The organism is Aureimonas sp. D3 (assembly GCF_001463805.1).
GTDB lineage: Bacteria > Pseudomonadota > Alphaproteobacteria > Rhizobiales > Rhizobiaceae > Aureimonas > Aureimonas ureilytica_A.
This window is the reverse complement of sequence record NZ_BBWM01000078.1, coordinates 1-26,988: the sequence shown is the minus strand read 5'-3', so window position 1 is coordinate 26,988 and position 26,988 is coordinate 1. Positions and strand designations below refer to the sequence as shown.

The window sequence follows — 26,988 nt, the reverse complement described above, 5'->3', positions numbered from 1 at the left end:
AAAGCGGATGGACCGCTTGCGGGCGTCTGCTTCTCTGCCGCCACAGACCGGACAGGGTGGTTTCCTGCCAGTCCGCTTCCGAACGCGAAGGGTAGATAGCAGTCGTTCAGTCCGTCCTGCTTGCACCGCAGCAATTTCGGCTCATACTCCGATCTCGGCTCGCGTGACTGACGCTGAAGATGGGGCACCATTGGGGAGTGCGAGCGGATCGCGCCGCGCGTCTGGGCACAATTCTCGCGACCCTGGAGGATGCCGATGCCCGAACTCAATTCCCTGCTCGCCTTCGCGCTGATCGCGCTCGGCATGGTCCTCACGCCCGGACCCAACATGGTCTACCTGATCTCGCGCTCGATCTGCCAAGGGCGGGTGGCCGGGCTGATCTCGCTCGGCGGCGTGGCGCTCGGCTTCGTCTTCTACATGGTGTGCGCCGCCTTCGGCATCACCGCTCTCGTGCTAGCCGTACCCTACGCGTATGACACGATCCGCTTTGGTGGTGCCCTTTACCTTCTATGGCTCGCCTGGCAGGCAGTTCGCCCCGGCGGCCGCTCGCCTTTCCAAGTCAAGGATTTGCCGAAGGACAGCCCCCGCAAGCTCTTCCTCATGGGCTTCCTCACCAACCTTCTGAACCCCAAGATTGCGGTCATGTACCTGTCGCTGCTGCCGCAATTCATCGATCCGACGAACGGAAGCGTGCTGGCGCAATCACTTGTCCTTGGTGCCACGCAGATCGTCATTAGCGTGTCCGTGAACGCGATGATCGCCGTCTCTGCTGGATCGATTGCCGTGTTCCTCGTGCGCCGTCCATCGTTCGCGATCGTCCAGCGCTGGATCATGGGAACGGTGCTGGCAGCCCTCGCCGTCAAGATGGCGACCGAGGCACGGCGATAGACCGCTTTCAGGGAAGTCCAAATCTGGACTGATCGTCTTAGAAGGGTCGAAAGCGGATGGACCGCTTGCGGGCGTCTGCTTCTCTGCCGCCATAGACCGGATAGGGTGGAAACCAGTCAGTCCGCTTCCGGATCAAAAGGACGCTGAAGCGGACATTATCTGACAACCGGGAGCCAAGCCCATAAAGCTACGAGCGTCGCCAGCAGCACGGGCGGGGTCAGAACAAGGCCGACCCGCATGTACGCGCCCCAGGTGATCCGCTGCCCCTTGCCCGCGAGGACGTGGAGCCACAGGAGGGTCGCGAGTGAGCCGATCGGCGTGAACTTCGGTCCGAGGTCGTTCCCGACGACGTTGGCGTAGACCATGAGCTCGCGGGTCAGGGGTGCCATGTCCGCCCGGTCGATAGCGAGCGCCCCGACGAGGGTCGCGGGCATGTTGTTCATGACGGAGGCGAGCGCCGCCACGACGAACCCCGTCCCGACGGTGGCGACGAACGTGCCTTGGGTCGCGAGCCAGCGCAGGACCCCCGCCGCGATGTCGGTCAGGCCAGCGTTCCCGAGGCCGTAGACGACGAGGTACATGCCGATCGAGAACAGGACGATCTGCCAAGGCGCGCCGCGCAGGACCTTCGGCAGGTCGATCACCGCACCGCGTCCGCCGGAGAACCACCGTCCCGCGAACGCCACGAGGACGAGGGAAGCGGCGCCGGTGACGAACGCGATCGGCACGCCGAGCGGCCCCGTCACGAAGTAGGCGACGAGCAGGAGCCCGAGGAGCGGGAACGCGGTGCGGAACACGGCCGGATCGCGGATCGCGCTGCCGGGCGCTTCAAGCCGGCGCATGTCGTAGGTTGCCGGGATGCCCTTCCGGAAGTACGCCCACAGAACGAGGAGCGTCGCCGCCAGCGAGACGAGGTTCACCGGCACCATGACCGCGGCGTAGCGGCCGAAGGACACGTCGAAGAAGTTCGCGGTGACGATGTTGACGAGGTTCGACACCACGAGTGGCAGGCTGGTCGTGTCGGCGACGAACCCGCAGGCGACGACGAAGGCGAGCGCCCCGGCGGGCGGGAAGTCGAGGCGCAGGAGGATGGCGAGCACGATCGGGGTGAGGAGCAGCGCGGCCCCGTCGTTCGCGAAGACGGCGGCGATGGCGGCGCCCAGAAGGACGACGAGCGGGAACAGCCGCCGCCCGTTGCCCCCGCCCCAACGGGCGACGTGGAGCGCGGCCCAGGCGAAGAACCCGGCCTCGTCGAGGACGAGCGAGATGACGATCAGCGCGACGAAAGTGAACGTCGCGTCCCACACGATCTCCCAGACCGTCCCGACATCGCCCCAGCCGACGACGCCGGTCGCCAGCGCGACCGCGGCGCCGGCGAGCGCCGACCATCCGATGCCGAGCCCCCGGGGCTGCCAGATGACGAGGACGAGGGTGGCGACGAAGATCGCGAGGGCGAGCATGGACGGTCCGGGGGAGAGAGGATCAGAGGGTGCGCTGGTTCACGCGCTCGGACAGCTTCTCCGCGCTCTCGACGCGCTCGGAGTAGCGATCCGTCAGGTAGTCCGAGCGACCGCGCACGAGGTGGGTGAACTTCACCAGTTCCTCGCAGACGTCGACGACGCGCTGGTAGAGGGCGGACGGCTTCATGCGTCCCGCCTCGTCGAACTCAAGGAACGCCTTCGGGACCGACGATTGGTTCGGGATCGTGACCATGCGCATCCAGCGGCCGAGGATGCGCATCTGGTTCACGGCGTTGAAGGACTGCGAGCCGCCCGACACCTCCATGACGGCAAGCGTCTTGCCCTGCGTCGGCCGCTTGGCGCCGAGGGCCAGGGGAATCCAGTCGATTTGCGCCTTCATGATCCCGGTCATCGCGCCATGGCGCTCCGGGCTGACCCAGACCATGCCTTCCGACCAGTCGGCGAGGTCGCGCAGCTCCTTCACCTTCGGATGGTCGGGGTCCGCCCCGTCGGGGAGAGGAAGGCCGCCGGGGTCGAACGTGCGCACCTCGCAGCCGAACCAGCGAAGCAGGCGACCGGCCTCCTCGGATAGGAGGCGGGAGTAGGACCGCTCGCGGATCGAGCCGTAGAGGACGAGGATGCGCGGCGGGTGCGTCGGGGCGCCGGGGCCGGCGAGCGCGTCCACGTCGATCGAGCGAAGCTGGTCGAGGTCCGCGGAGGGCAGGTCGAGGGCGGCGGGGTCCGTCATCGTCCGGTCTCCTTCCGCCATAGGACGGCCGAGGCCGAACACAGGCCCATGGCCTGCCGAGTCGCCAGCACCGCGGCGGGAGCCTCCGTCCGTTCGACGCGGCGGAAGCCGAGCGCCGCGAGGAAGGCCCGTTCCCCTGTAGTGAAGGCGAACGCGTCGGCCGCGCCCTGGTCGCGGCCGCGCTCCGTCAGGTCCGCCGTGATCGCGCCGCCGACGCCGCGCCCGCGGTGCTCGGGGACAACGGCGATGGACCGCAGGAGGACGGCCGCGCCGAGGGGTTCGAAGCCGCCGATCCCGACGAACTCGCCGTCCTCGGTGGCGTAGCGCAGGAACACCCGGCCCGGCTCCGCCACGTCCTCAGTCGGCAGCCCCGCCGCGGACAGGAGGCCAACGAGGCCGGCCGGATCGTCGACGGCGGTCGCGACGAGCGTCGGGATCATGTCCGGGAGCCTCCGACGGTCTCCCCGTCCTCCTTGGTGAACGTGGCGACGGGGTTGGCGAGGAGCGGCAGCACCGTCTCCGACGGGCGGCAGAGCGCGGCACCCCTGTCCGTCACGACGATCGGGCGGTTGATCAGGATCGGGTGCGCCATCATGGCGTCGAGGAGTGCGTCGTCGGACAGCGTCTGGTCCCCAAGGCCGAGTTCGGCGTAGGGCGTGCCCTTCTCGCGCAGGAGGTCGCGCGGGCGGATGCCCATGGCGTGGATCAGTTCGACCAGCCGCTCGCGGCTCGGAGGAGCCTTCAGGTACTCGACGACCTCCGGCTCCTCGCCGGACTGGCGGATCATCTCCAGCGTGTTGCGCGACGTGCCGCAGGCGGGGTTGTGGTAGATCGTGACGGTCACGAGCAGGTCTCCGACGGGCAGGAGGGGGCGAGGAGGTCGGCTCCGAGGTTCCCGCAGATCTCCGGGTTCCCCGAACAGCAGTCCTCCGTCAGGAAGGCGAGGAGCTGGCGCATGTCGTCGTAGCTCGCCGCGTAGAGGACGCGCCGTCCGTCCCGCCACGAGCGCAGGAGCTTGGCGCGCTCCAGCGTCGCGAGGTGGAAGCTCATGCGCGTCGGCGGGATGGACAGCGCCTCGGCGATCTCCCCGGACGGCATGCCGTTCGGGCCGGCCCGGACGAGCATCCGGAAGGCCGCGAGGCGGTCGGCATGGGCAAGGGCGGACAGGGCGGCAACGGCTGAGTCGTCGTTCATCCCTGTGATTATGCAAATATCGTTGTAACGTTCAAGGCTGATTGCCAACGAGCGCATGGGCCCATTGGCTACGCAGCTCTCGGAGCACACTAGTCAATCCGATCAACCGCCGATCTCGATGACCTTCCCGTACTTTGGAATGTCATGAGCATCGTGCGTTACGAGAAGCGCGGGAATGCGGCGCGTCGCGACCTCGCGGAACACCAATTCGCGGATCTCCGGTCGCAAGGCGGCATCGAGACGTGAGAAGGGTTCGTCGAGCAGGAGCAGCCGCGGCTCGCTAAGGAGCGTCCGCGCCAGCGACACGCGAGCCGCCTGGCCGCCGGACAGGGTCATGGGCGAGCGGTCGAAGGTTCCGGCGAGCCCGAGCCCCTCTAGCATGTCCTCCGCCATCGCCTTGCGGAGGCCACGCCCGCGCCGGACGGCAGGGATCGCGAAGGTGAGGTTGCGGCCGACGCTCATGTGCGGGAACAGGAGGGCGTCCTGGAACATCAAGCCGACGCCGCGCTTCTCGGGCGCAAGCGCGAGAAGATCCCGGCCGCCGAGGATCGCCTTGCCGGAGGCTGTGAAGCTCGGGTCCAGGAAGCCTGCCAGAAGCGCGAACAGGCTCGACTTGCCGGAGCCGGACGGGCCACGAATGGTCAGGACGCTCCCGGCCTCGATCGCCGCGTCGATGTCCAGCAAGAGCCGCCCGCGCAGCGAGATGCGGACCGCTTCAAGCTCGAGGTTCCCATCGCCCGCGGCCATCGTCACGTGGCCCGTCCCGGTTTCGTGGCGAAGACCATGGGGACGCTGCCGGCCAAGATGAACACGATCGTCGGCAGCAGCGTCTGGAGCAACGCATAGGTGCCGACGATGCGCGGGTTGCCGCCCGACGAGAGCGCCACGGCTTCCGTCGTGATCGTTGGGAAGCGTCCGGCGCCGATGAGGAGGGTGGGCAGGTACTGGCCGACCGAGACGGAGAAGCCGACGGCGAAGGCGGTGGCCAGCGCCGCGGCCAGCATCGGCAGCCGGACGCGCAGGAGCGAGCGTAGGCGCGACGTCCCGAGACCCGCCGCGACCCGTTCGTAGCGTGGATCGAGCGCATACCAGGGCGCCGCCAGCGCGAGCGTCACATAGGGCACGACGAAGACGAGATGCGTCGCGACGAGAAGCGAAAGGGACGCCTCGGCCCTCAGCGACAGGACGAGGATCTGAAGGCCGAACAGGAATGCGACCTGCGGCACGACGAGCGGCAGGTAGATCAGCCCGGCCATCACCCGGGGCAGTCGGATGTCGTCCCCGCGCTGGCTCCGGCGGTGGGATTCGAGAAGGGCGACGACGAGGACGAGCGCGATCAGGGCCGATGTCGCGGCGACGGCAAGAGTGGTGATCAACGGGCCCGACGCGCTGGACCAGGCCCGGAGCCAGGTCGTTCCCGACAGCTTGGCGGGAAGAAGGTCGGGGAACTGCCAGAGCCCGGCAGCAGACCAGAGCGCCAGAACGACGAGACCGGCGCCGACCGTCGACAAGGCAAGGCCGACGATGCCCGCGGCCGCGAACCGGACCGCTCCGTCCGCTTGTCCGCGCCGTCCCGAGTTCCCGAGGATCGCCATCGCCATTCCGGCCGCCCGCTCGACCGCGAGCCAGGCGGCCACCACGGCGAGGGTCACGCCGAGTTGCAGGATCGCACCTGCGGACGCGAGGAAACGGAAGGACAGGTCGGGATCCGACATCCAGCGAACGAGACGCACGGCGAGCGTCGGCGGGAGGGAGGGGCCGAGGATCAAGGCGACGTCGACGACCGAGGAACCGTATGCCGCGACCGCCAGGACGGGCAGTCGGATCTGACGGTAGACGCCCGGCCAGACGCAGGTGAGGAAGCCGGCGACACGCCCGTACCCCAGTGACCGAGCCACCATCATCCGGCGTTCGGGATCGACCTGCGGCAAGGCGGCGATGGCGACGAGGAGCAGGAAGGGCAGTTCCTTGGCGACAAGGCCGGACATGAGCGCTAGTCCCCAGGGATCGCCGACGATGAGAAGGTCCGGTGGGCGGTCGAGGCCGAACGGGCCGGCGACGGCCCGCATGAACAGTCCCGAGGGCGCGATCAGGAAGGCGAGGCCGAAGGCGGCTGCCGCGTGCGGCACGGAAAGCACCGGCGACAGGAGGCGCTGGACGAGGGCGAACGTCCGCGTGCCGGAGAAGGACGCAAGGAACAGCGCGGTCGCCCCGACCGACATGAGCGTGGTCGCCAGCCCGGTGGCGAAGGACAGGGTCACCGACGCCGCAAGAGCCGGCTCGGCGAACAGGGCGCGAAAGGGCGCCGTGGTCGCCGACGAGCCACCGAGCGCCGGAAGGAAGCCGAAGGCCGGCAGGAGAACGCCGAGCAGCCCTACCACGACGGGTGCGGCGAGGAGTAGCGCGACGCCGATGGCGACGGGACCGGACCCCCGTCCGGCCGCCGTCCCGATCCCCGGGCCTGCGCTCGTCCTCGCCACCCGCATCATCGTCCCGTGCCGTAGCGCTTCATCCACTCGGCTTCGAGGCGGGTCATCCAACTGGGATGAGGCTCGGACAGGACCGGGCCGAGCTCGGACGCTTGCAACGTCGCCGGACCGAGGTCGAGCCCCTCGAATGCGGCGCGCTCGGGCTGCGGCAGCTTGGCCATGTCGAGTACGGTCGGATCGCCCCAATGGGACGGATCCTCCTTGCGGAGCTGCGCCTCCGGCGAGAGGAGGAAGTCGGCGACGACCTTCGCAGCCGCCTGCGAGCCCGAGTTGAAGGGGATCGCCACGTAGTGCGTGTTGCCGAGGGTCCCGCCGGGGAAGGTGAAGGAACGCACCGTGTCGGGCAACTCGCCCGCCGCTATCCCTGCCGAGGCCTCCCCGGGATTGAAGGCGAAGATGATGTCGAGTTCACCGTCGGCGAGAAGCTGTTTCATGGCCGGGTAGTTGGCTGGAAAGTCGCGCCCCCCGCGCCATAGGAGCGGGTTCAGCGCGTCGAGATAAGTCCAGAGGGGTGCCGTCACGCTGGCGAACGCCGCCTCGTCCACGGGGCGCTCGAGGAGGCTGCGGTCGGCGACCTGTTCCAGCAGCACCTGCTTGAGGAAAGACGATCCGACGAAGTCGGGCGGTGCCGGATAGGAGAAGCGCCCGGGATGGGCCTTGGCAAAAGTCATGAGGTCCGCGGCGGAGCGGGGCAGGTCCGCCTCGGCGGTGCGCGCGGAATCGTAGAAGAACACCAGCTTGGCGCGGCCCCAGGGAGACTCCTGTCCCTCGATCGGCAGCGTGAAGTCCGTCGTGGCCCCGGGGTTGCTGGTGTCGACGTAGCGCCAGTTCGGCAAGTCCGTTGCGAAGCCGTCCGCCAGCAGCCCTTGCTCCTTGAGGGACGCGAAGTTCTCTCCGTTGATCCACACGAGATCGACCGATCCGCCCTGAAGGCGCCCGGCCGCCTTCTCGGCGACGATCGCCGAGACCGCGGTCGCGGTGTCCTCGAGCTTCACGTGGTTCAGCGTGATGCCGAAGCGGTCCCTGACGACGCCGCCGGCCCAGGCGATGTAGTCGTTGATGTTGGGCGACCCGCCCCAGGCATGGAACTGGACGGACTGGCCCTTCGCCGCGGCAAGCGTCGCCTGCCATTCGGGCGACGCCGCCTCGACCGCATGCGCGGGCCCCGCCGGGAGCGCAGACGGTAGGAGCATGAGGGCCAGGGCGGCGGCAAGGGTCAGATGCTTCGCTCGTCTCATGGGCGGTTGCCTCCTCGTGATGAAGCGCGCGGCGGGATCGCGTAGCGCTCGACGAAACTGGTGTCGCTCCAGCGCTTCCAGTTAGCGACCCAGCGCCCGCTCGCCGCCAGTCCCCACTTGTCGGCGATCGCGCTCCCGTTCGCGAGCGAGATCAACGCCAGCCAGTGCCGTTGCGGCCGAAAGGCGCGCAGCGTCGCACCGGACAGCGCCTGCCGAAGGTTGTGGTGAAGGACGGGGCCGGCACGGACCGCGAAGACGCCCGACTTGGGGCGGGGATCGTAAAGGGATGCGACGTCGCCCGCGGCAAACACCGCGGGATGCGAGATCGAGCGGAGGTGACGGTCGACGCGTACGAAGCCGCGTTCGTCGAGAGCGAGACCGCTGGACCGAAGCCAGGGCGGTGCCGCGCTCGAAGTCGTCCAGATCACTTCCTGGACGTCGAGTTGGCGTCCGTCGGAGGCCACGAGCACACCGTCGACGAACGCGACCGCGTCGAAGCCATCGACCGTGGCGATGTCCGCCTTGCGAAGCTCCTTCGCTACCAACCGACGTGCGAGTGCGCCGCGAGATGGCATGGGTTCGTTCGAACGCCCGACCAGCAGGATCTCGACGGGCTGGCGGTCCGGGCTGCGGGCGAAGCGTCGGCGGAGCGCGAACGCGATCTCCACGCCCGCCACCCCTTGACCCACGACAGCAAGGCGGACGGGTTGTTCGGCGCGTCGCACCAGTCGGTCGAGGTCGGGAAGCCGCTCCGCGAAGGAGGCGATCGGCTTCACGGCGATGCCTTCTTGGGCACCGCTCGGATGCGACGGTCGCGAACCGATGTCGAGTGAGAGCAGGTCGTAGGAAAGAACCGAGCCGTCGGCGAGGGCGACGCTCCGCCGTTCGGCGTCGATGGCTTTGGCCTCGCCCTGCCGAAAGGCGATGTCCGAGGCCGCACAGAGCGCCGGGAGATCGACATGGATGTCGTCGAAGCCGTAGTCCCCGGCGACGAAGCCGGGCAGCATGCCCGAATAGGGCGTGAGGCGCGCCGGGGAGACCAGCAGCGGCTCGCAGTTTCCGGCACGGGCGAGACCGAGGCGCCTGATCACCTCGACATGCGCATGACCGCCGCCGAGCAGCAGGAGACGCGGCGGAGCGCCCCGACCGCGCGGATGGGCTTCGCTCGGATGGCTCGCCGTCAAGCGGCAGCCGCGGGAGCGCTGGACGGCAGCACCACGATCGGCGTCCCGTTGGGGACGCGCTCGTAGAGGTCGGCGACGTCCTGGTTCAGGAGGCGGATGCATCCCGACGAGACCGCTCGGCCGATCGACCATTCCTGGTGCGTCCCATGCAGGCGGTAGAGCGTGTCGCGGCCGTCCTGGAAGATGTAGAGGGCGCGCGCGCTGAGGGGGTTCGTCAGGCCCGGATCCATTCCGCCGTTGGCGATGGAGTACGGCTCGAGTTCGGGCTGCCGGGCGACCATCTCGTCCGGCGGCGTCCAGCGGGGCCACTTGCGCTTGTACTGGACCTTGGCACGGCCGGACCAGGAAAAGCCCTCGCGACCGACGCCGATCCCGTAGCGCACCGCGGAGCCATCGGCCTGCGTGAAATAGAGGTACTTCGCGTCAGTATCGACCACCAGCGTCCCCGGGGGCTCGTTCGTTGTGTTTGGGACTTCGCTTCTCCAGAAACGCGGGTCCACCTTCGAGACGTCGACCGCCGGAACCGGGAACGCCTCGTCCGGCATGGCATCGTACATGAGGGGCCTCGGCGGCGGCGGGGGAGCCGCGGCCGGAATGGCCCGGGCCTGCTGGCGCGGCAGGGATGCGCACCCCGACAGAACGAGTCCGGCGAGGCCGAGAACGACATGCCGGCGAGATGGCGAGAAGTGGACGGTCGGACGTTCGGTCAAAGGGCATTTTCCGTATTCTGAACGGGGATCCGGCAACGACTGGGATGTGGCGCGTCGACGGGCGTCAGTTCCCGGCCTGCACCGAGCCGCGGACCGGGTAGTCGTTCTCGATGATGAACTTCAGGCCCCCGAGGAGATCGTCCAGCCGCGGCCGGGCGAAGGGGACGTTCTGTAGATGGAGCGCGTAAACGCGTCCGTCGGGATACAGGACGGCGATCCCGGGCTCGGCGAAGCGATCGGGCTCGGGATCCTTCGCCTTGGCGGAGATGAAGAGGCCCCAGGCGCGTGCGCTCTCCTCGGACAGCCCGTATCCGATCGGGAGCGCACCGACGTTCCACTCGGTCGCCTGTCGCTCGGCGCGCTCATGGGAGTCCATCGAGACCGCGCGGACCTCGACGCCGAGCTTGTGGAACGCCTCGAGCTTGCCGGACAGCTCTTCCAACTGGCTCTTGCAGATCGGGCAATGAACCCCGCGGTAGAAGAAGATGGCGGTGAAATTCTCGGGCTTGGCATCCGAGAGATCGAACGCCTCCCCTCCGAGCACGCGGAACCTGAGGGCGGGGGCGCTGTCGCCGGGAAGCGGGGTCGTGTGGTTCATGACGTTGTCCTTGGTTTTGGGATGTCCGTGCGGCGGTGCGGTGCGTCTCAGCCGCCGGCCGTCGGGTGCTTCGATCCGATCCCGTCGGGCGGAACCGGCGACAGCATCGCGATCTGTGTGTCCGCGAGCGCGCGGAGGTAGGCAGTGCCCGCGGCCGTGCGCGCCATCACGCGGATCGAGACGATCGTGCCGAGGATGGCCTTCGCGAAAGCCGCGGCATCCAGGCGATTCGAGATGGAGCCGTCGGCCTGACCGCGCAGGACGGCCCTGTGGAGAGCCTCCTCTACCTCGCGCAGGCCGGCCGCGACGTCGTCGCAGAGTTCGCGGTCATGCGCCGCCACCTCTGCCGCCGAGTTCACGAGGAGGCAGCCGTCCCGGCTTCGCGCCGAAGCTTCGACGACGGCGTCTAGGAAGGCGACGATCGCCTCCCGGGGGGCGGGGCTTGCGTCGAGCAGCGCGACACGCTTGCGGCTCGACCCGTCCAGATAGTGCTGGAGCGACCGCTTGAAGAGGGACCGCTTGTCGCCGAAGGCGTTGTAGAAACTTGCGGGGTTCATGCCCATGGCCCTTCCGAGGTCGCGCACGGACGATGCGGCATAGCCATGGGACCAGAACCGCTCCACCGCCCTGTCGAGTGCTTCGCTCTCTTCGAAGCTCCTGTTACGCCCCATCACGCAAAATCCCTGGTGGATCACGACGCCGACATGAGCCGGTCGACTGCTTGTTATTTTAGATCGACCGCTCCAAAATGGTAGCCCTGACTGTAGACGGAGGACTACACATGAGCGTCATGATCCTGAGGACCGCCGCGGCGGCGATCGTTCTTTCCGTTTCCGCGTTCGCGAGCGCCGCCGCGTCCGCTGCCGAGATCGCGCCCTTTGAGATGGCCGCCTTCGAGAAGGCCCAGACGGACGGAAAGCCGATCGTCGTCGACATCGCGGCGCCGTGGTGTCCGACCTGCGCCGCGCAGAAGCCGATCATCGAAAAGCTCGCGGCCGACCCCGCGCATGCCGACATGAAGATCTTCCACGTGTCGTTCGACGACCAGAAGGACGTCGTTCGGGCATTGAACGCCCGGATGCAGTCCACGTTGATCGCCTTCGACGGAGCCAAGGAAACCGGTCGCTCCGTCGGAGACACGAACCCGGCCTCCATCGCGGCCCTGTTCGCCTCCACGAAGGGAGAGTGAACGTGACCGCGCTGTTCGCACTGCTGGCGGGCGTGCTGTCGACGCTGTCGCCCTGCGTCCTGCCGCTTTTGCCCGTTGTGCTGGGCACCGCGGTCTCACAGCATCGCATGGGACCCGCGGCGCTGGCCGCGGGTCTTGCCATATCCTTCGTGGCGATCGGGTTGTTCGTCGCGCTCGTCGGCTTTTCGATCGGGCTCGACCTCGCCGTCTTCCGCACGATCGGGGGCTTCGTCCTTGTCGGCATCGGCGCGGTCCTGATGGTTCCGCGGCTTCAGACGAGGCTCGCAACGGCTGCGAGCCCGGTCGGGACGTGGGCCGAGCATCGGTTCGGCGGCTTCGAGGGAAGCGGGCTGGGTGGTCAGTTCCTCGTCGGCCTGCTCCTGGGGGCGGTCTGGAGTCCCTGCGTCGGGCCCACCCTCGGAGCGGCATCCATGATGGCCGCGAGCGGGGAAAACCTGGGGCAGGTCACGATGACCATGCTGGCGTTCGGCGTCGGTGCCGCCCTTCCGCTGCTGTTGCTCGGCACCATGTCGCGTGAGGCACTCGTTCGCTGGCGCGGCCGCCTGCTCGGTGCCGGCCGGGGCGGCAAGATGGTCCTGGGCGCGGTCCTGGTGACCGTCGGCATCCTCGTCGTTTCGGGTCTGGACAAGAAGGCGGAGGCGGCGATCGTCGCCGCGTCTCCCGAGTGGCTAACCAACCTCACAACCCGTTTCTGACGTTGCGGGCGTGAAGGAGTCTGAGAGGAACGGCGGATGAGCGACGGAATGGACTGCGACATCTGCGTGGTCGGCGCCGGATCCGGCGGTCTCTCGGTGGCGGCCGGTGCGGCGCAACTCGGCTTGCGGACCGTCCTCGTCGAAGCCGGGCGAATGGGCGGGGACTGCCTGAACACGGGCTGCGTGCCCTCGAAGTCCCTGCTTGCGGTTGCCAAGCTGGTCCACGCCCACCGGACCCCCCATCTGGCGGCCGTCCCGTCGCATTCCTTCGACCCCGACCGTCAGGGGGTGGACGCGCATGTTCAAGGGGTGATCGCGACGATCGCTCCCCACGACTCCGTCGAGCGCTTCGAGGGCCTCGGCGTGCGCGTGATCCGCGGCCATGCAAGCTTCCTCGACGAGCGGACTCTGACCGTTGCCGGCGAGACGATCAGGGCCCGCGATTTCGTGCTGGCCGTGGGATCGCGTGCGGCCATCCCGTCCATTCCGGGGCTCGATCCCGCGCGCGTCCTGACGAACGAGAGCCTCTTCGACGTCGGGACGGTGCCCACCCATCTCGTCATCATCGGGGGCGGGCCGATCGGGATCGAGATGGCGCAGGCCCATCGGCGCCTCGGCTCGCGCGTCACCGTCGTCAGCCGAGGCACGATCCTTTCGAAGGACGATCCCGACCTCGTCGAGGTGGTGTGGCAGAGCCTCATCGCCGAGGGCGTCGACATTCTGGAACACGCCGAGGTCCGGTCCGTCCGGCACGGGGATGCGGGACACGTCGTGGAGGCCATTGTCCACGGAGCGACACGCCGTCTGGAGGGGTCCCACATCCTCGTCGCCACGGGCCGGGCCACGAACGTCGAGGGATTGGCTCTCGACCGGGCAAAGGTCGAGTGCGGGCGGCAGGGCATTCACGTGGACAAGCGGCTCCGGACCAGCAATCGACGCATCTATGCCGTCGGCGACTGTACCGGGGGACCGCAGTTCACCCACGTCGCCGGCTACCATGCCGGGATCGTCATCCGGAACCTGGCCTTCCAGCTCCCGGCCAAGGTGGACTACGGTGCCCTGCCTTGGGTGACGTACACGGATCCTGAACTCGCCCACGTCGGCATGACCCTCGCGACCGCCCGGGCGCGGCACGGCGACAGGGTCCGATGCCTCAGCAAGTCTATGGGTAACCTCGACCGCGCTGTCACCGAGGGGCGCCGGGAGGGACTCCTGAAGGTCGTCGCCTTCCCGAACGGGCGCATCCTCGGCTGCTCCATCGTTGGTCCCGGCGCGGGTGAGCTGATCGGTCTCTGGGCCCTGGCCATCGCGAAGGGGTTGAAGCTCCGCGACGTCGCATCCCTCGTACTTCCCTATCCGACGTTCTCCGAGGTCTCCAAGCAGGCCGCGGGGGAATGGTACAGTCCCGCCCTCTTCAGCGATCGGACGCGTCGCCTCGTGTCGATTCTCCGCAAGCTCCCGCGTTGGTGAACGATCATCGTCCCCTTCGGCTTTCCATCGTCGATCGAAAGGTCTCGCCCCATGTCCCGTCGCGGATGGGTTCTCGCCGCGGTCATCATCGTTCTGATGCTCGGCACCTACGCCCTTGGACTGACCGACTACCTCAACATCGAGACAGTGAAGGCGCGGCGCGAGGAGCTTCTGTCCTACGTGGAAGCACGGCCGGTCCTCTCGGGAGCTGCCTTCTTCGCCGCCTATGTCGCGATCACGGCGCTGTCGCTGCCCGCGGCGTCCGTCATGACGCTGCTCGGAGGCTTTCTCTTCGGCACTCTGGTCGGCGGGACCCTCGCCGTGGTCTCCGCCACGGTCGGCGCGACCATCCTTTTCCTGGTCGCGCGCTCGTCGCTCGGCGGCGCGTTGCGCGCGCGGGCCGGCCCCCTGGCCGAGCGGGTCTCGGAGAACTTCCGCCGGAACGCCTTCGAGTACCTGCTCTTCATGCGGCTCGTGCCGCTGTTTCCCTTCTTCGCCGTCAACATCGCGCCTGCCCTCCTGGGCGTCGGATTGCGGACCTACGTCCTTGCGACCCTTCTCGGCATCGTTCCCGGCACGTTCGTCTACGCGCATCTCGGCCGTGAGCTCGGTACCATCTCGAGCCTCTCGGATCTCGTGTCGGCCGACGTCCTGATGGCGTTCACGCTGCTCGGCCTCGTGGCGCTCCTTCCCGTCGCCTACCGGAAATGGAAGTCGGGCCGCTCGGGGACCGCCACGCTGGTCGCGCTCGTCGCCGTGGGTCTGACATTCGCCAGCGGGGCGATCGAGGCTCGCGCGGCCGACGCATCGTACGAGCGCTTTGCGACGGCGTATGGCGGACTGTTGAGCGCCCACGTCCGTCCGGCCCGCAGGAACGGCATAGCCTACGCGGGTGTCGACTATGGGTCGTGGCGCAGGGACGCGCGGCATGCCGAGGCCCTGGCGGCCCTGTTGGCGTCCGATCCGAATTCCGTCGTTGGCCGGCAGGAGAGGCTCGCCTACTGGATCAACGCCTACAACTTCCTGACGGTCGATCTCATCACCCGGGAGAATGAGACGCGCTCGATCAAGAACCTCGGCGGCTTGCTGGCCAGCCCCTGGAAGCGCTTCCGCTGGCCGATCGGCGGTCGGGAGATGAGTCTCGACGACATCGAGCACGGGACCATCCGCAAGCTCGGCGAACCGAGGATCCACTTCGCCGTCAACTGTGCGGCGATCTCCTGTCCGGACCTGCGCGCCGAACCCTACGTCGCCGGGAACCTCGATGCGCAGCTCGCCGACCAGGTGGACAGGACCTTCGCCAATCCCGCCAAGGGCTACTCTGCCGACGGCACCGCCGTTCGCGTCAGCAAGGTCATGGACTGGTATCGAAAGGACTTCGACGGGGGCAACGTGGCCGGCTGGATCCGGGCGAACGCCCCCGTAGAGTTGCCGGAGGGCGCGCGGATCGCGTTCCTGGCCTATGACTGGACGCTCAACGCCCTTTGACGGGACCGGCAAGCCGCCATGTTCGACCATCGCATCATCCCGCTCCAGAACCGCGTCCTCGTCCCTATGGCACGGGTGCTCGCGAAGCGAGGCGTGCGGGCCGACGCGCTGTCGTGGACGGGGTTCGGGCTCGGCGTCGTGGCCTTCGGTCTCATCTGCGCCAACTGGTACCTCGCCGGCCTTCTGGCGATCGCGGCCAACAGACTGGTCGATGGCCTCGACGGGAGCGTCGCGCGCGCGACGCTCCCGACGGACCGGGGCGCGTTTCTGGACATCGTCCTCGACTTCGCCTTCTACACGCTCGTGCCGCTTGCCTTCGCGCTCGCGGATCCGGCCGCGAACGCCCTGGCGGCCGCCGTCCTCATCGCCAGCTTTGTCGGAACGGGAACCAGCTTCCTCGCCTTCTCGCTCATCGCCGAGCGCCGGGGCCTGCGGTCCGCTAAGTTCCCGGCGAAGGGCATCTATTACGTCGGGGCGCTCGCTGAGGGCGCTGAGACGATCGCGGTCTTCGTCGCCATGTGCCTTGTGCCGACCTACTTCCCGGCGATCGCCTACGGCTACGCCGCTCTGTGCGCGATCACCACGGCCCTCCGGTTGAGGCTCGGCATGGCAATGCTTCGGGACGGGTAACGGACCGCGATCCCGTATGGCTCCCGTTTGGGCGACAAGAACAGGATTCCCAACATGCCGCAGACCCCTTCCGTCATCGTCTTCGACGTCAACGAAACGTTGCTCGACATCACCGTGCTCGAGCCCCTGTTCGCACGGCTCTTCAGCGACGCATCGGTCATGCGGCAGTGGTTCGCCGAACTGATCCTCCAGTCCGAGGCGCTGACGCTCGCCGGACTGTACGTCCGCTTCGACGAACTGGCCTCGGGAGTCCTGCGAATGGTCGCCGAGACCCGGCAGGTCTCCATCCAGGCGAGCGACGTCGAGGAGTTGGGCGCCCTTCTGCGGGCCATGCCGGCGCATCCGGACGCGGCACCCGCGCTCGAGGCGCTCAAGCAGGCCGGGTTCCGGCTCGTCACGCTGACGAACTCGCCCCCGTCCGCGGCCCCGAGCCCGCTCGAGCAGGCGGGCCTCGCCTCGTTCTTCGACCGGAGCTACAGCGTCGATCAGGTCCGCAGGTTCAAGCCGGCGCCCGAGACCTACCGAATGGTGGCGGATGGTGAAGGCGTGTCGCCGGCCGATCTCTGCCTCGTCGCCTGCCATGTCTGGGACACCGTCGGCGCTCAGGCCGCCGGGTGCTTTGCCGGACTGGTCGAACGGCCCGGAAACGCAGCGCTGCGTGCCGAGGGCGTCCCGTTCCCGGATGTCGTCGCCCCGAACCTTCATCACCTCGCGGCCGAGATCGTTCACCGTTGGGGACGGTCAGCACCCATTGGATAGCCGACACCGTGCCGCGTTGATCGACAGGCCCAGATGGTTTCGGAATCGTCTGCTTTCAGAGAGTCATCCTCTTGCGAGGGACGCAACGTCTCTTTCTGTTGTAGCGCGAACGGTTTAGGGCTAGCGCAGGATGGTTTCGCTCGGCGGTCGAGCCGGATCGGAAGCGAGCGAAGGCATGCCACAGCCCCTCGAACCTGAGGTCATGGATCATCCAGCCCAAAGTGCGACGATGATGGAGCGGTTGGCCGGTCTCGACTGGTCCGCGACGCCGCTCGGCGGACGGGCCGGCTGGCCACAAAGCCTTCGCACGACCGTCGACATCATGATGGGCTCCGGGCACGCGATGTGTCTCGCCTGGGGGCCAGAGCGCACGTTCCTCTACAACGATGCCTACGCGCCGTTCCTCGGAGCCCGGCATCCGTCAGCGCTCGGCAAACCGTTCGCTGACGTGTGGCCGGAGATCTGGGACGACATCGGCCCGCTGGTCAGCCGTGTCTTCGGCGGCGAGACGACGTCCTTCCGGGCCATGCCACTCGTCATGACGCGCAACGGCTACGCCGAGGACACGTGGTGGGACTTTTCCTACTCGCCTGTCCGTGACGAGGCCGGGACGGTCGCCGGGCTCCTGAACGTCGCGGCCGACGCGACGCCGCGCATCCTCGCCGAGCTTGAGCGTGCCGCGGCGACTGAGAAGTTGCGCCTCAGCGAGGCCGTCGCGCAGGAGAACATCCAGCGCGTCCAGCTTGCCTTGGGAGCCGGTGCCATCATCGGCACCTGGTTCTGGGACATCGTGGCCGATCGCTTCACCGTCGACGAACCCTTCGCCAAAGCTTTCGGGCTCGACCCGACCTTGGGCCGCGAGGGCATCCCGCTCGCGCAGATCGTCGAGACCGTGCACCCGGACGACCAGGCGGGCCTCGCCGACGCGATCAACGAGGCGGTTGCCCGCGGTGGCGCCTATGCGCATCAGTACCGCGTGCGACGCCTCGACGGGAACTACTACTGGCTGGAGGCCAACGGGCGCGTCGACCATGCGCCGGACGGCACGCCGATCAGCTTCCCCGGCGTTCTCATCGACATCGAGGATCGGCGGGCCGCCGGTCTCGAGCGCGACCGGATGGTGGCGGCGCTCGCCACCAGCGAAGCACGGTTTCGGGCCCTGTTCGAGAACATCGACGCCGGGTTCTGCATCAGCGAGGTGAAGTTCGACGAAGCGGGGCATCCGGTCGACCACCGCGTGATCGAGGCCAATCCTGCCTTCGAGCGCCACACCGGCTTGTCGGATGCTGTCGGACGCTATGCCAGCGAGGTCGCCCCCGGCATCGAGCAGCACTGGCACGATGCCTACGGGCACGTCGCCAAGACCGGCGAGCCCATCCGCTTCGAGGGCGAGGCCAAGCCCCTTGGGCGTTGGTACGACGCGCATCTCTTCCCCGTCGGTGGCGGCCGGGTCGCCATGCTGATCGCCGACACCACGGCGCGCCGCGAGGCGGAAGGAGCGCTGGCCCGCAGCGAAGCGAAGTGGCGCAACGTCTTCGAGACGCTGCACGAAGGGTTCATCCTGGGTGAGGTGATCCGGGATACGGCGGGCCGCGTCGTCGACTGGCGCTACGAGGCGGTGAACGATGCATGGCATGACCTCGTCGGCGTGCCGCGGGGTACGGCGACGGGGCGCACCATCCGAGAGGTGTTTCCCGGCATCGAGGATGCCTGGGTCGACGAGTTCGCCAGCGTCGTCGAAACGGGCAAGGCGGCGCGTTTTACCCGCCGGGTCGGCACGATCGACCGCTGGTACGACGGCGTCGCGCAGCCGATCGGCGGCGACCGCTTCACGGTGTTCTTCATCGAGGTCACGGAGCGCATCAAGCGCGATCGGAGGCAGGCGACGCTCCTGACGCTGGCGGACGAGCTGCGCGGGCGGTCGGACCTCGAGACGATCATCACGGCGGCCGCGCGCTGCCTGGCCGACGGTCTCGAGGTCGACCGCGTCGGCTCGGGCATCGTGAACCTGCGCGAGGATACGATCGACGTTCACTCCGAATGGGCCGAGCCCGGGATGCCCAGCGTCGTCGGTCGGCATGCCTTCTCGTCCTACGGTTCCTACATCGCCGACCTCAGACGCGGGGAGCTTGTCGCCGTCGACGACGTCGGCTCGGATCCGCGTACGAGCAGTCGAGAGGCGGGCTTTGCGGCGATCCGAACCCGCTCGTTCCTGGACCTTCCCATCAGCTTCGATGGTCGCCTCTACGCGGTGGTCTTCGCCCACGCGCGCGATTTTCACGTGTGGACGGACGGCGAGCGTCAGTTCGTGGAGCAGGTCGGAGACCGGGTTCGTGTGGCCCTGACCCGCCAGAGGATGGAAGACGCGCAGCGCGTCCTGACCCAGGAGATGGCGCACCGCATGAAGAACTCGCTCGCCATGGTGCAGGCGATAGCGACGCAGACGCTTCGGCAGGCCCAGACGATGGACGAGGCGCGGGAGGCGATCTCGAGCCGCCTTGCGGCACTCGCCCGGGCGCAGGACATCCTGACGCGCTCGAACTTCACCGAAGCCGACGTCCACGAGGTCATCGACGCGGCGATCGCTCCGCATCGCCTGGCCGGCGACCGGATCGCGATGGCCGGGCCCCATGCCGAGCTGTCGGCGCAGCGGGCGCTCGGTCTCAGCCTCGCCATCCACGAGCTCGCGACGAACGCGGCGAAGTATGGGGCGCTGTCGAACGAGACGGGTCGCGTCGCCATGACCTGGGAGGCCGCGAATGGTACGTTCGAGTTCCGATGGATCGAAAGCGGCGGTCCGCCGGTTATCCCGCCGGAACGTCGCGGGTTCGGCTCGAAGCTGATCGAGCGCATCGTTGCCAGCTACTTCGACGGCGAGGGACACATCGACTTCGACCCTGCCGGTATCCGTTTCACCCTGACGGGGGCGCTGGAGCAGCCCGTGGTCACATCGAACGCTTGAACCAGACACCATGGCCCAGTCCTTCGATCCCGCCCGTTACGCCGTCCTGATCGTGGAAGACGACGCGCTCGTGCGCGCCGAGGCCGTGGACCTGTGCGAGGAGGCGGGCTTCACGACCTACGAGGCGAAGAACGCCGATCAGGCCATCCGCCTTCTGGAGCGCCATTCCGACATCCGCGTCCTCTTCACCGACGTCGAGATGCCCGGCACGATGGACGGGCTGAAGCTCGCCCGGGCCGTGCGTGACCGCTGGCCGCCGGTCGCGATCATCGTCACGTCCGGCCGCCTGAAGGTTGAGGCGACGGACATGCCGGAGAACGGACTGTTCTTCGCCAAGCCCTATCCGCCACGCGGCATTATCAAGGCGCTGAACGAGATCGCGGCGCAGATCCAGAACTGAGGCGTTTCGGCACGCTCGTTACCGTGGGGTTCAGGAAGCAGGCCTCGGGCGAATCTGAAAGGCCCCTGGGGTGTCCTGCGGTCGACGCAGTTCGAGAGAAGGTGCGCAGCGGACAAAAGGATAACGCCGCTCGTGGAGGAGCCCGCCGCCTCCGGCAGGCGGGCCCCTACGAGCTACTGAGCCTTGATCATCGTCATGACGAGCTTGTCATCGACGCGGACCGGGCCATCCTCCTTGGCACCCAGCGTGTACTCGAACACGCCCTTCTTCATGCCGCCGTCCTCGGCGTGAACCATCAGCATCAGCATGTCGCCGGGCTTCACGTCCTCCGTCAGGATCGCCGCGACGTCGTTCGTGGTGCCGGCCCGGATCGGGGCATGCCCGACAACCGGACCCGGCTTCATCGCGGCGTCCGTGCGGTGAATGACGAGCCAGCCGTTCTTCGCGGCCATGACGGTGTCAGCGCTGACAATGCCGTTCGAGACATCCTGATCGATGGCCTTCACACCCTGCATGGCCTGCTGGGCAAAGGCGGACGACGCCGCGAGGCTCAGCGTTCCGACGATGAAGATCGCGCTCTTCTTCATATCCGACTCCCGTGTTCGGTTTCCAAACACAGAAGATACGAGGGAGCGTCGGCACAGGCTTCGGCGATCACCACCACGTGACCGGCGATGACGAGGCGACCGATATGTCGATCGTCCGCTTTCGGGATGGATGCAACATTCCTCCAAGCGACCGACTCGGGTCGAAAGCGGATGGACCGCTTTCGAGCGTATGCTTCTCTGCCGCCATAGACCGGACGGGGTGGAGAGCTTCCAGTCGGCTTTTGGGCCGAAGATTAGGAAAAGCGGCCATTACCGACTGGTCACAGCGAGTTGGAGCGCCAGGAGGCCGAATGCCATAGCGAAGCCGCGTTGCATCCAGCGTTGGACCTTAAGGCTCGCGAGAACGTATCGACGCAGGGTCGATGCGAAGAAACCATAGGCGGCGAACACCACGAACGTCGCCGCCATGAACACCAGACCTAGCAGCAGCATCCGGGTGATCGGTGTTGGGTCGTCGGCTCTGACAAACTGCGGCAGGAAGGCAAGGAAGAAGATCGAGAGTTTGGGGTTCAGTAGGTTGATGAGGATGGCTTTCCCGATCACCTGCCTTGCATCCAGCATGGCCCTATCTTGATCGATACCCAACGCTCCTTTGGCTCGCAGCATCGACCATGCCATGAAGAGGAGGTAGGCGACGCCGGCGAACTTGAGCGCCTGGAAGGCCATATCGCTCGCATGGAACAGAGCCGCCATGCCGCTGATGGCGGCGATCATGTGGGGGACGATCCCGAGGGTGCAGCCGCAGGCCGCAACGAGGCTCGCCTTGGCCCCGCCTGACAGACCCGCTGCGAGCGTGTAGATCGCTCCGGTGCCGGGAGATGCCACCACGATGAACGTCGTCAGAAGGAACTCCCAGCTCATGCCGCGTCCTGGTCCTCGACCGATGCCGTCGGCCAAACGGACTGGACGGCTTCACAGAGGGCGGAAACCAAGCGTGTCACATCCGCTTGAGCATCGGAATGGAGAGCTTCCGCGACGATGAGGGCGTTTGTTGTGGCTGGCCCGACGGCCGAGATCGCGCTCTGACGGTTGGTCCATCGTCGCGCATGGGCTCGCCCTGCGTCGTCGGCGAAGATGATCTCTCCTGGCTCAGGTGTTTCGATCGTCCCAGAGAAGGTGTCGTAGCGCTCGTCACCTCGCGCGGGGCGAACGATCAACCCGCCCTCGACCTTCTCGATGTCGAACACCGCGACCGGAATGGCGAAGGCCACCGAGACGGCGTTGCAGAGATCGACCAACGGATGGAGGGACGGCAGAGCGCCATCCTTGCGAAGACGTCGCAGAAGGGCTTCGGATGCGCAGCGGTATTGGGTCGGCTTGAGCCCCAGGGCAGAGAAAGCTCGCCGCCACGCTTGGATCTCAGGAAAGTCGCCTTCGCTATGGTGCGACAGACGCTCAAGAGCACGATCGATGTAAGGTCGTGCGATGACAGACGCATCCGGCGCGGACGAGATGCCGGCGATCTGGACGACGCCGCACGCGAGCGACGGGAAAGCGGTTCGGACGGCTCTAGCATGGGTGAAGGGTAGGAGCATTCTGGCGGGTCCGGATAAGATCGGTGCGCCAGATGTGAAACGACCAGCCGGTTCGGTCTTGAATGAAATTGCGCTCGTTGTCGAAAGCCGCCGATGTCAGCTTCGAGCTCGGGCGTAGGCTCCCGGCGTCATGCCGTAGCTGCGTGTGAACAATCGCGTCATGTGGCTTTGGTCGGCAAATCCCGCTTCGGCCGAAGCGTGTGCGAGCGGAAGCCCGCGACGGAGCAGAAGGCGAGCGAGCTGAAGGCGGCGCTGCACGGCATAGGCATGGGGTGTCATCCCCGTTTGCGCGGCGAAGCCCCGTATCAGATGGAACTGCCCGACGTCGGCGATCGATGACAGAGATGCAAGGCTGTGCGGGGCAGCCGGATCGTCGTCGATAGCCTGCTTGGCGAGCCGAAGACCGATGGAACTGCTGTTTCCTTGGAGAGACCCCGCTCCATGGACCGCGAGGCGGTTCACAAGCAGGATGATCGTCTCAGTCATCGCCTCCTGCTCCTGCCCTCGGACGAGGCATCGAAACGTCTTGCGAAACAGAGAAGCGGCTGCTGGATCGGTTCGGACGGGGTGCGCAAGTTCGAGGTCCGCGCTGCGTCCTTCGCTCAGATCGATGGCGATCTCGCCGATGCGCTCTGGATCGATGTAAAGCATCGCCCAGGTGCGGACTTGACCGCCGATGGGGGCTCCATCGTGGACTTCGCCGGGATTAACCGTGATGACGTCGCCCCGCACGGCTTCCACCGGTCCGCGTCCACTCGCGGAGCGCTGCGCACCGGACAGAACGACGCCGACTCCGAATTGGTCGTGGAAATGCCGCCCGAACGTCCGCGTCGTCCGTGCGAACATGGGCTCGATGTCCGACGCGGCGCTCGGAAGAAGACGAATGACATTCTTGGGGGCGCTCGGCATGGAGCCGACGCTAGCACATTCAACGCCACCGATGTCCGCTATCGGCGCCATAAGATCCGTGCAGCGAGGTCAGTAGTGGGTCGAAAGCGGCTGGTCCTCTTTCGGGCGTGTCGGCTTTGCTTTCTCCAACTGAAAAATGTTTACCGGTCGGGCGACTCCGACCTGGCCATCAGACCAACTGTCGATGTTGGTTTCGATCGCGACGCCAGCATTATAGCGGCGCTGATTACGATGATCGCACACCCGAAGCTCGACTGCATGGACGGTGACTCGCCAAAGGCGGCATAGCCAATCACTGCTGCATAGATCAGCGACACGTAGAAGAATGGGGCGAGGAAACTGGCCTCGGCCAACCGAGCCGCCTGGATTATGCAGGCCTGACCGATGAGGGCGACCGCGCCGACCCCTAATAGGAGCCAAGCTACATTTGACGTCGGCCACACCATGGACGGAGCCCCCAGGGCGCCTGCCAGCAAAGCACCCGCCAGATTGCTGAAGAAGAGGATCGTCACCTTTCCGTCCCGTGTCCGGCTCAGCCACTTCACCGCCACGACCTCGGCGCCCATGAAGGCCGCAGCGGCGAGCGCCAGCACCGCCCCGAAGCTGACCATCGAGAAGTCCGGCGTCGCGATGACGAGGGCTCCGCAAAGGCCTGTGAGCGCCGCCAGCCACCGGCGACGTACGATCCGCTCTTCGAGCGCGACTGTCGCAAAGACCATCGCAAAAATCGGGCTCGTGAATCCGATGGCCGTTGCGGACGCCAGCGGGATACTGCGAACCGCTTCGAACATGAGGGCGATGCCGCCAAAGCCCGCGATCGTCCGCCAGACGTAGCGAGCCGGTGCCTCCACACGCAGGCGGGTCGGCTGCACGACCATGATCGGAAGCACGAGCAACGCGGCGATAGCGTAGCGGGCGAAGGTGATCTCCAGTGCGGGAATACCCACGCCGCGGGTTATAGCGATCTGCTTGGCCAGAGCGTTCATCACGGAGAACGCGAAGGCACCCATCAGAACCCAGCAGCCGGCTGCGACATGGCGCGTAAGCACAGGTTTGCCCGTCATGCGAACCTTCTATGCGTCGCCTTTTGCTCGTCGGCACGCGCGAGGCCCGTCTCCGGCTTCGTTGGGCGACGCACTGGGGTGGCGGGAGGCATCGGAGCTAACCCATCACGATCAGCACTGCACTCACCACGACGAGGGCCGCCATGACGAGGTTCACGATGCGCGCGCTGTCGCCGCCCGTCATCAGACGCTGAAGAGCCTTTCCCGCCAGCACCCAAGCGCTGTTGCAGACCATGGCCGCGACGGCAAAGGTCACGATCATGACGAGCGCGCGCGTCACCAGGTCCGCGGACACGCCGGAATAGGCAGCGCTCGCCGCGACCGCCATCGTCCAGGCTTTCGGGTTAACCCATTGGAACATGGCAGCTTCGAAGAGCGTGAGGGGACGTGCCGCTTCCGGTTCCGGTTCCGAGGTCGACGGAACGGAGGCTGGCTTGAGTGCTGCCCCGGCGAGTTGCCATGCAAGCCACATGAGCCAGATCGCGCCCCCGACCCGCAATGTTACGAGGACGTGGGGAAACCGTTCTAGGACCGCACCGAAGCCGAGAACGACGGCTCCCATCATGAGGGAGAAGCCGAGCGCTATTCCCAGCATGTGCCGCAGCGTCCCCCACCAGCCGAAAGCGGCGCCGGACGCCATGACCATGAAGTTGTTCGGCCCCGGCGTGATTGAGGTGACGAAGGCGAAGTTCGCCAGGGCCAGCAGGGTTCCTGAATGCTCCAAGGGATGTCCTCTCATAGAAAAGACATCACCTATATCGCTCGACGGCGGCGGCATGGATGCCGTATTGCGCAGGCTTTCGCTGCAAGGATGCAGGTAAGGGCGATGGGACCGATCGACTGGGATGATCTGCGCTTCCTTCTGGCGGCCAGCCGTGCCTGCTCCGTCAACGATCTGGCGCGTGAAGAGAAGGTGGACGCTACCACCGTCGGCAGACGCCTGAAGTCGCTGGAGGCCGCCTTGAACGTGTCCCTGTTCGTGCGAGCCCGGGGACGGCTCGAAGTTACGGAACAGGCGAGGCATTTGCTCGCTTACGCGGAACGGATGGAAGAGGCCGAACTCGGCTTCCGAATGGATGCGCATAGGCTGCGGGTTGCCCCGGAGGGCACGGTGCGCATCAGCGCACCGCCAACGCTGGCTCGATACGTCTTGGCACCAAGCCTTCCTAGCCTCGCGCAACGCCACCCTGGTCTGTCGATCGAACTTGATGTCGAGCCGGCCAACGTCCGCGTCGAGCGTTGGGAGGCCGACATCGCCGTGCGCCTCGGACCGCGCCTGGAGGCGAACGATACCGTGCTCGCGCGCAAGATCGGACGGATGGCCTACGGACTGTTCGGACCGGCCGACCAGCCGATGCCACAGCGGTGGATCGCTTATCCGCATCGCTTTTCGCAAGCGCCGGAAGCGCAATGGGTCGAAAGAGAATTGAGCGGTACGGCCCCAGCTCTGCGCGTCAACGATCCGGTCGCCATAGCCCAAGCCGTGGCATCGGGATTGGGGCGTGCCGTGTTGCCCGAACTCATGGCGACGGCGTTGCCGACCATCGTGCAGCAGGGGCCTGCGGTGCTGCATCGCGAGGTCTGGCTGCTTCGTCATCCTGAACTTGGAATGACGCAGCTCGTGCAGGCCGTGTGCGATTGGCTCGTCGAGCTCGCTCGGGAGAGGCTGTGAGCAACTACTGCTAAAGCCGTCACAGTTTGAGGGAACGGGCGAGTGGATGTCCGTTATGGAGCGCTTTGTACTGAGGCTCGAATGACTTTGATGGGTCGAAAGCGGATGGACCGCTTTCTCCTGTCCACATCCGCGGCCACCAAAGACCGGACGGCGTGGTTTGCCGACTGTCCGCTGTCGGTTGGAATTCGGGGAAAGCTGCCCATTGCTGAGGCACGATGGGTAAAGCCCGTTTGATAGGGATGCATACGCTACAGATGCAGGGTGAAACGCGTCTTTGCTTCAGTCTCAGCTCCCTCCCGGCTGTAGAAGCGACTCGCATCCACATTCCACGCAGGCGTCTGCCATTCCATCCGATCGGCGCCCTCTGCTAGGGCGACAGCCTGCGCGCTGGCGAGGAGACGCGCGCCGAGGCCCTGTCCACGATGGGCTTCGGCTACGAAGAGACATTCGAGATGCGCGTAGCGCCGCGCACGCCAGACGGACCAGTCGAAGGTAACGGCCGCGTAGCCCGCAAGATCGCCCTCACGCTCGGCGACGAGGAAGCGGATCGGCTGACACGAGCCAAGGACGAGGACTTCGAGCTCATCCCGCGTCAGTGTCGCCGTGCCGCGTTCGAACGCGGCATGCGCCCGGATCAGGTCGTTGAGGCGAGGCACATCCTCCTGCGTGGGCGAGTGGATGGCGCTAATCACTCCGCCATGTCCTTTGTCAGCTCGAACCCTTCGTCGAGCCATCCCGTGATCCCGCCAGCCATGATCTTCACCGGGCGGCCGAGTTCGGCGAGTCGAAGGGCACCGCGCGCCGCCCCGTTGCAATGGGGGCCGGCGCAGTAGGTGACGAAGAGCGTCTCCGCCGGCCAATGTTCCAGCTTGGAGCGGACGATCTTGCCATGGGGCAGGTTGATCGCGCCGGGGATATAGCCCGCAGCAAAGAGGGCGGGGCTTCGTACGTCGAGAAGCACGAAGTCGGCCCCGCGCGAGAGCGTGTCATGGACATCCCAGCAGTCCGTCTCGAAGGTGAATTCGGCGGCGAAGTGCTCGCGCGCGATCGAACTGGGCGCGGCGGGAACGACAG

The 26,988-nt window shown here is 66.9% G+C and carries 30 protein-coding genes and 1 riboswitch; of the genes, 10 read left to right on the top strand and 20 right to left on the bottom strand.

What is annotated here, in order from left to right; translation table 11 throughout:
* Nucleotides 1-153: 153 nt before the first annotated feature.
* Nucleotides 154-234: riboswitch (ZMP/ZTP riboswitch) on the top strand.
* Between the two features lie 21 nt (nucleotides 235-255).
* Nucleotides 256-888 carry a LysE family translocator gene (locus AUL36_RS22270; protein WP_062224377.1) on the top strand — a complete coding sequence of 211 codons (633 nt, stop codon included), beginning with the start codon at nucleotides 256-258 and terminating at the stop codon, nucleotides 886-888.
* Nucleotides 889-1,043: 155 nt separating this feature from the next.
* Here the strand turns inward: AUL36_RS22270 and AUL36_RS22265 are convergent, their stop codons facing one another.
* From AUL36_RS22265 to AUL36_RS22210, 12 genes are all read right to left on the bottom strand, one after another.
* Nucleotides 1,044-2,348: an arsenic transporter gene (locus tag AUL36_RS22265; protein ID WP_062224375.1), complete on the bottom strand. Its 1,305-nt coding sequence runs from the start codon at nucleotides 2,346-2,348 to the stop codon at nucleotides 1,044-1,046.
* A 22-nt stretch (nucleotides 2,349-2,370) separates the two neighbouring features.
* Nucleotides 2,371-3,096 carry an arsenical resistance protein ArsH gene (arsH, locus tag AUL36_RS22260; RefSeq protein ID WP_062224373.1) on the bottom strand — a complete coding sequence of 242 codons (726 nt, stop codon included), beginning with the start codon at nucleotides 3,094-3,096 and terminating at the stop codon, nucleotides 2,371-2,373.
* A complete protein-coding gene (locus tag AUL36_RS22255; RefSeq protein ID WP_062224371.1) occupies nucleotides 3,093-3,536 on the bottom strand; it encodes a GNAT family N-acetyltransferase in 444 nt (147 codons plus the stop codon). The genes arsH and AUL36_RS22255 overlap by 4 nt, the downstream gene beginning before the upstream one ends.
* Nucleotides 3,533-3,940, bottom strand: a complete 408-nt coding sequence (arsC, locus tag AUL36_RS22250) for an arsenate reductase (glutaredoxin) (protein ID WP_062224369.1) — start codon at nucleotides 3,938-3,940, stop codon at nucleotides 3,533-3,535. The genes AUL36_RS22255 and arsC overlap by 4 nt, the downstream gene beginning before the upstream one ends.
* The gene (locus tag AUL36_RS22245) at nucleotides 3,937-4,290 is read right to left on the bottom strand and encodes an ArsR/SmtB family transcription factor (RefSeq protein ID WP_062224383.1); all 354 of its coding nucleotides are present in this window, start codon (nucleotides 4,288-4,290) and stop codon (nucleotides 3,937-3,939) included. The genes arsC and AUL36_RS22245 overlap by 4 nt, the downstream gene beginning before the upstream one ends.
* Nucleotides 4,291-4,392: 102 nt before the next feature.
* The gene (locus AUL36_RS22240; RefSeq protein ID WP_062224367.1) at nucleotides 4,393-5,037 is read right to left on the bottom strand and encodes an ATP-binding cassette domain-containing protein; all 645 of its coding nucleotides are present in this window, start codon (nucleotides 5,035-5,037) and stop codon (nucleotides 4,393-4,395) included.
* A 2-nt stretch (nucleotides 5,038-5,039) separates the two neighbouring features.
* Nucleotides 5,040-6,770, bottom strand: coding sequence for an ABC transporter permease (locus tag AUL36_RS22235; protein WP_244497197.1), 1,731 nt, complete (start codon nucleotides 6,768-6,770; stop codon nucleotides 5,040-5,042).
* A gap of 5 nt (nucleotides 6,771-6,775) precedes the next feature.
* Nucleotides 6,776-8,017, bottom strand: a complete 1,242-nt coding sequence (locus AUL36_RS22230; RefSeq protein WP_062224365.1) for an ABC transporter substrate-binding protein — start codon at nucleotides 8,015-8,017, stop codon at nucleotides 6,776-6,778.
* Nucleotides 8,014-9,201 (bottom strand): FAD-dependent oxidoreductase, encoded by a 1,188-nt coding sequence (locus AUL36_RS22225; RefSeq protein WP_062224362.1) that lies wholly within the window; start codon nucleotides 9,199-9,201, stop codon nucleotides 8,014-8,016. Before AUL36_RS22225 ends, AUL36_RS22230 begins: the two co-directional genes overlap by 4 nt.
* The gene (locus AUL36_RS22220; protein WP_058636116.1) at nucleotides 9,198-9,911 is read right to left on the bottom strand and encodes a L,D-transpeptidase; all 714 of its coding nucleotides are present in this window, start codon (nucleotides 9,909-9,911) and stop codon (nucleotides 9,198-9,200) included. Before AUL36_RS22220 ends, AUL36_RS22225 begins: the two co-directional genes overlap by 4 nt.
* A 64-nt stretch (nucleotides 9,912-9,975) precedes the next feature.
* Nucleotides 9,976-10,509 carry a redoxin domain-containing protein gene (locus AUL36_RS22215; RefSeq protein ID WP_058636117.1) on the bottom strand — a complete coding sequence of 178 codons (534 nt, stop codon included), beginning with the start codon at nucleotides 10,507-10,509 and terminating at the stop codon, nucleotides 9,976-9,978.
* Between the two features lie 47 nt (nucleotides 10,510-10,556).
* The gene (locus AUL36_RS22210; RefSeq protein ID WP_082656025.1) at nucleotides 10,557-11,180 is read right to left on the bottom strand and encodes a TetR/AcrR family transcriptional regulator; all 624 of its coding nucleotides are present in this window, start codon (nucleotides 11,178-11,180) and stop codon (nucleotides 10,557-10,559) included.
* Nucleotides 11,181-11,290: 110 nt separating this feature from the next.
* Here AUL36_RS22210 and AUL36_RS22205 point away from each other — a divergent pair, with 110 nt between their 5' ends.
* From AUL36_RS22205 to AUL36_RS22170, 8 genes are all read left to right on the top strand, one after another.
* Nucleotides 11,291-11,698: a thioredoxin family protein gene (locus tag AUL36_RS22205; RefSeq protein WP_058602556.1), complete on the top strand. Its 408-nt coding sequence runs from the start codon at nucleotides 11,291-11,293 to the stop codon at nucleotides 11,696-11,698.
* Nucleotides 11,695-12,414, top strand: coding sequence for a cytochrome c biogenesis CcdA family protein (locus AUL36_RS22200; RefSeq protein WP_062224358.1), 720 nt, complete (start codon nucleotides 11,695-11,697; stop codon nucleotides 12,412-12,414). The genes AUL36_RS22205 and AUL36_RS22200 overlap by 4 nt, the downstream gene beginning before the upstream one ends.
* Nucleotides 12,415-12,450: 36 nt before the next feature.
* Complete coding sequence (locus AUL36_RS22195) at nucleotides 12,451-13,884, top strand: dihydrolipoyl dehydrogenase family protein (protein ID WP_062224356.1); 1,434 nt, start codon at nucleotides 12,451-12,453, stop codon at nucleotides 13,882-13,884.
* A 51-nt stretch (nucleotides 13,885-13,935) separates the two neighbouring features.
* A complete protein-coding gene (locus tag AUL36_RS23520; RefSeq protein WP_082656024.1) occupies nucleotides 13,936-15,372 on the top strand; it encodes a DUF547 domain-containing protein in 1,437 nt (478 codons plus the stop codon).
* A gap of 18 nt (nucleotides 15,373-15,390) precedes the next feature.
* Nucleotides 15,391-16,002, top strand: coding sequence for a CDP-alcohol phosphatidyltransferase family protein (locus AUL36_RS22185; RefSeq protein ID WP_062224354.1), 612 nt, complete (start codon nucleotides 15,391-15,393; stop codon nucleotides 16,000-16,002).
* 54 nt (nucleotides 16,003-16,056) lie between these two features.
* Entirely contained in the window at nucleotides 16,057-16,761 is a 705-nt protein-coding gene (locus tag AUL36_RS22180) for a haloacid dehalogenase type II (protein WP_062224352.1), read from the top strand.
* 175 nt (nucleotides 16,762-16,936) lie between these two features.
* Nucleotides 16,937-19,723, top strand: a complete 2,787-nt coding sequence (locus tag AUL36_RS22175) for a PAS domain-containing protein (protein WP_156418535.1) — start codon at nucleotides 16,937-16,939, stop codon at nucleotides 19,721-19,723.
* Between the two features lie 10 nt (nucleotides 19,724-19,733).
* Nucleotides 19,734-20,123, top strand: coding sequence for a response regulator (locus AUL36_RS22170; protein ID WP_062224348.1), 390 nt, complete (start codon nucleotides 19,734-19,736; stop codon nucleotides 20,121-20,123).
* 173 nt (nucleotides 20,124-20,296) lie between these two features.
* Here the strand turns inward: AUL36_RS22170 and AUL36_RS22165 are convergent, their stop codons facing one another.
* The 6 genes from AUL36_RS22165 to AUL36_RS22140 form a co-directional block, all read right to left on the bottom strand.
* Nucleotides 20,297-20,710 (bottom strand): DUF7282 domain-containing protein, encoded by a 414-nt coding sequence (locus AUL36_RS22165; protein WP_062224346.1) that lies wholly within the window; start codon nucleotides 20,708-20,710, stop codon nucleotides 20,297-20,299.
* Nucleotides 20,711-20,980: 270 nt separating this feature from the next.
* Nucleotides 20,981-21,592, bottom strand: a complete 612-nt coding sequence (locus AUL36_RS22160) for a LysE family translocator (protein ID WP_062224344.1) — start codon at nucleotides 21,590-21,592, stop codon at nucleotides 20,981-20,983.
* Entirely contained in the window at nucleotides 21,589-22,266 is a 678-nt protein-coding gene (locus tag AUL36_RS22155) for a B3/B4 domain-containing protein (protein ID WP_062224342.1), read from the bottom strand. The genes AUL36_RS22160 and AUL36_RS22155 overlap by 4 nt, the downstream gene beginning before the upstream one ends.
* 96 nt (nucleotides 22,267-22,362) lie before the next feature.
* Nucleotides 22,363-23,112 (bottom strand): AraC family transcriptional regulator, encoded by a 750-nt coding sequence (locus tag AUL36_RS22150; RefSeq protein WP_244497196.1) that lies wholly within the window; start codon nucleotides 23,110-23,112, stop codon nucleotides 22,363-22,365.
* A 203-nt stretch (nucleotides 23,113-23,315) separates the two neighbouring features.
* The gene (locus AUL36_RS22145; RefSeq protein ID WP_062224338.1) at nucleotides 23,316-24,239 is read right to left on the bottom strand and encodes a DMT family transporter; all 924 of its coding nucleotides are present in this window, start codon (nucleotides 24,237-24,239) and stop codon (nucleotides 23,316-23,318) included.
* A gap of 97 nt (nucleotides 24,240-24,336) precedes the next feature.
* The gene (locus AUL36_RS22140) at nucleotides 24,337-24,963 is read right to left on the bottom strand and encodes a LysE family translocator (RefSeq protein ID WP_192843897.1); all 627 of its coding nucleotides are present in this window, start codon (nucleotides 24,961-24,963) and stop codon (nucleotides 24,337-24,339) included.
* A gap of 102 nt (nucleotides 24,964-25,065) precedes the next feature.
* On the opposite strand from AUL36_RS22140, the gene AUL36_RS22135 reads away from it, so the two are divergent.
* Nucleotides 25,066-25,911 (top strand): LysR family transcriptional regulator, encoded by an 846-nt coding sequence (locus AUL36_RS22135; protein ID WP_062224336.1) that lies wholly within the window; start codon nucleotides 25,066-25,068, stop codon nucleotides 25,909-25,911.
* A gap of 251 nt (nucleotides 25,912-26,162) precedes the next feature.
* Here AUL36_RS22135 and AUL36_RS22130 read toward each other — a convergent pair whose 3' ends face one another.
* Both AUL36_RS22130 and AUL36_RS22125 read right to left on the bottom strand, forming a co-directional pair.
* A complete protein-coding gene (locus AUL36_RS22130; protein ID WP_062224334.1) occupies nucleotides 26,163-26,606 on the bottom strand; it encodes a GNAT family N-acetyltransferase in 444 nt (147 codons plus the stop codon).
* The coding region (locus AUL36_RS22125; protein WP_062224332.1) for a rhodanese-like domain-containing protein at nucleotides 26,603-26,988 on the bottom strand (386 nt) is incomplete at its 5' end. The genes AUL36_RS22130 and AUL36_RS22125, both read right to left, overlap by 4 nt.

What these genes read in the sequence shown, in the direction of transcription:
- AUL36_RS22270 (WP_062224377.1), top strand. Translation starts at nt 256, where the DNA reads ATGCCCGAACTCAATTCCCTGCTCGCCTTCGCGCTGATCGCGCTCGGC.
- AUL36_RS22265 (WP_062224375.1), bottom strand. Translation starts at nt 2,348, where the DNA reads ATGCTCGCCCTCGCGATCTTCGTCGCCACCCTCGTCCTCGTCATCTGG.
- arsH (WP_062224373.1), bottom strand. Translation starts at nt 3,096, where the DNA reads ATGACGGACCCCGCCGCCCTCGACCTGCCCTCCGCGGACCTCGACCAG.
- AUL36_RS22255 (WP_062224371.1), bottom strand. Translation starts at nt 3,536, where the DNA reads ATGATCCCGACGCTCGTCGCGACCGCCGTCGACGATCCGGCCGGCCTC.
- AUL36_RS22245 (WP_062224383.1), bottom strand. Translation starts at nt 4,290, where the DNA reads ATGAACGACGACTCAGCCGTTGCCGCCCTGTCCGCCCTTGCCCATGCC.
- AUL36_RS22240 (WP_062224367.1), bottom strand. Translation starts at nt 5,037, where the DNA reads ATGGCCGCGGGCGATGGGAACCTCGAGCTTGAAGCGGTCCGCATCTCG.
- AUL36_RS22230 (WP_062224365.1), bottom strand. Translation starts at nt 8,017, where the DNA reads ATGAGACGAGCGAAGCATCTGACCCTTGCCGCCGCCCTGGCCCTCATG.
- AUL36_RS22215 (WP_058636117.1), bottom strand. Translation starts at nt 10,509, where the DNA reads ATGAACCACACGACCCCGCTTCCCGGCGACAGCGCCCCCGCCCTCAGG.
- AUL36_RS22210 (WP_082656025.1), bottom strand. Translation starts at nt 11,180, where the DNA reads ATGGGGCGTAACAGGAGCTTCGAAGAGAGCGAAGCACTCGACAGGGCG.
- AUL36_RS22205 (WP_058602556.1), top strand. Translation starts at nt 11,291, where the DNA reads ATGAGCGTCATGATCCTGAGGACCGCCGCGGCGGCGATCGTTCTTTCC.
- AUL36_RS22195 (WP_062224356.1), top strand. Translation starts at nt 12,451, where the DNA reads ATGAGCGACGGAATGGACTGCGACATCTGCGTGGTCGGCGCCGGATCC.
- AUL36_RS23520 (WP_082656024.1), top strand. Translation starts at nt 13,936, where the DNA reads ATGTCCCGTCGCGGATGGGTTCTCGCCGCGGTCATCATCGTTCTGATG.
- AUL36_RS22185 (WP_062224354.1), top strand. Translation starts at nt 15,391, where the DNA reads ATGTTCGACCATCGCATCATCCCGCTCCAGAACCGCGTCCTCGTCCCT.
- AUL36_RS22180 (WP_062224352.1), top strand. Translation starts at nt 16,057, where the DNA reads ATGCCGCAGACCCCTTCCGTCATCGTCTTCGACGTCAACGAAACGTTG.
- AUL36_RS22175 (WP_156418535.1), top strand. Translation starts at nt 16,937, where the DNA reads ATGCCACAGCCCCTCGAACCTGAGGTCATGGATCATCCAGCCCAAAGT.
- AUL36_RS22170 (WP_062224348.1), top strand. Translation starts at nt 19,734, where the DNA reads ATGGCCCAGTCCTTCGATCCCGCCCGTTACGCCGTCCTGATCGTGGAA.
- AUL36_RS22165 (WP_062224346.1), bottom strand. Translation starts at nt 20,710, where the DNA reads ATGAAGAAGAGCGCGATCTTCATCGTCGGAACGCTGAGCCTCGCGGCG.
- AUL36_RS22160 (WP_062224344.1), bottom strand. Translation starts at nt 21,592, where the DNA reads ATGAGCTGGGAGTTCCTTCTGACGACGTTCATCGTGGTGGCATCTCCC.
- AUL36_RS22155 (WP_062224342.1), bottom strand. Translation starts at nt 22,266, where the DNA reads ATGCTCCTACCCTTCACCCATGCTAGAGCCGTCCGAACCGCTTTCCCG.
- AUL36_RS22150 (WP_244497196.1), bottom strand. Translation starts at nt 23,112, where the DNA reads ATGTTCGCACGGACGACGCGGACGTTCGGGCGGCATTTCCACGACCAA.
- AUL36_RS22145 (WP_062224338.1), bottom strand. Translation starts at nt 24,239, where the DNA reads ATGACGGGCAAACCTGTGCTTACGCGCCATGTCGCAGCCGGCTGCTGG.
- AUL36_RS22135 (WP_062224336.1), top strand. Translation starts at nt 25,066, where the DNA reads ATGGGACCGATCGACTGGGATGATCTGCGCTTCCTTCTGGCGGCCAGC.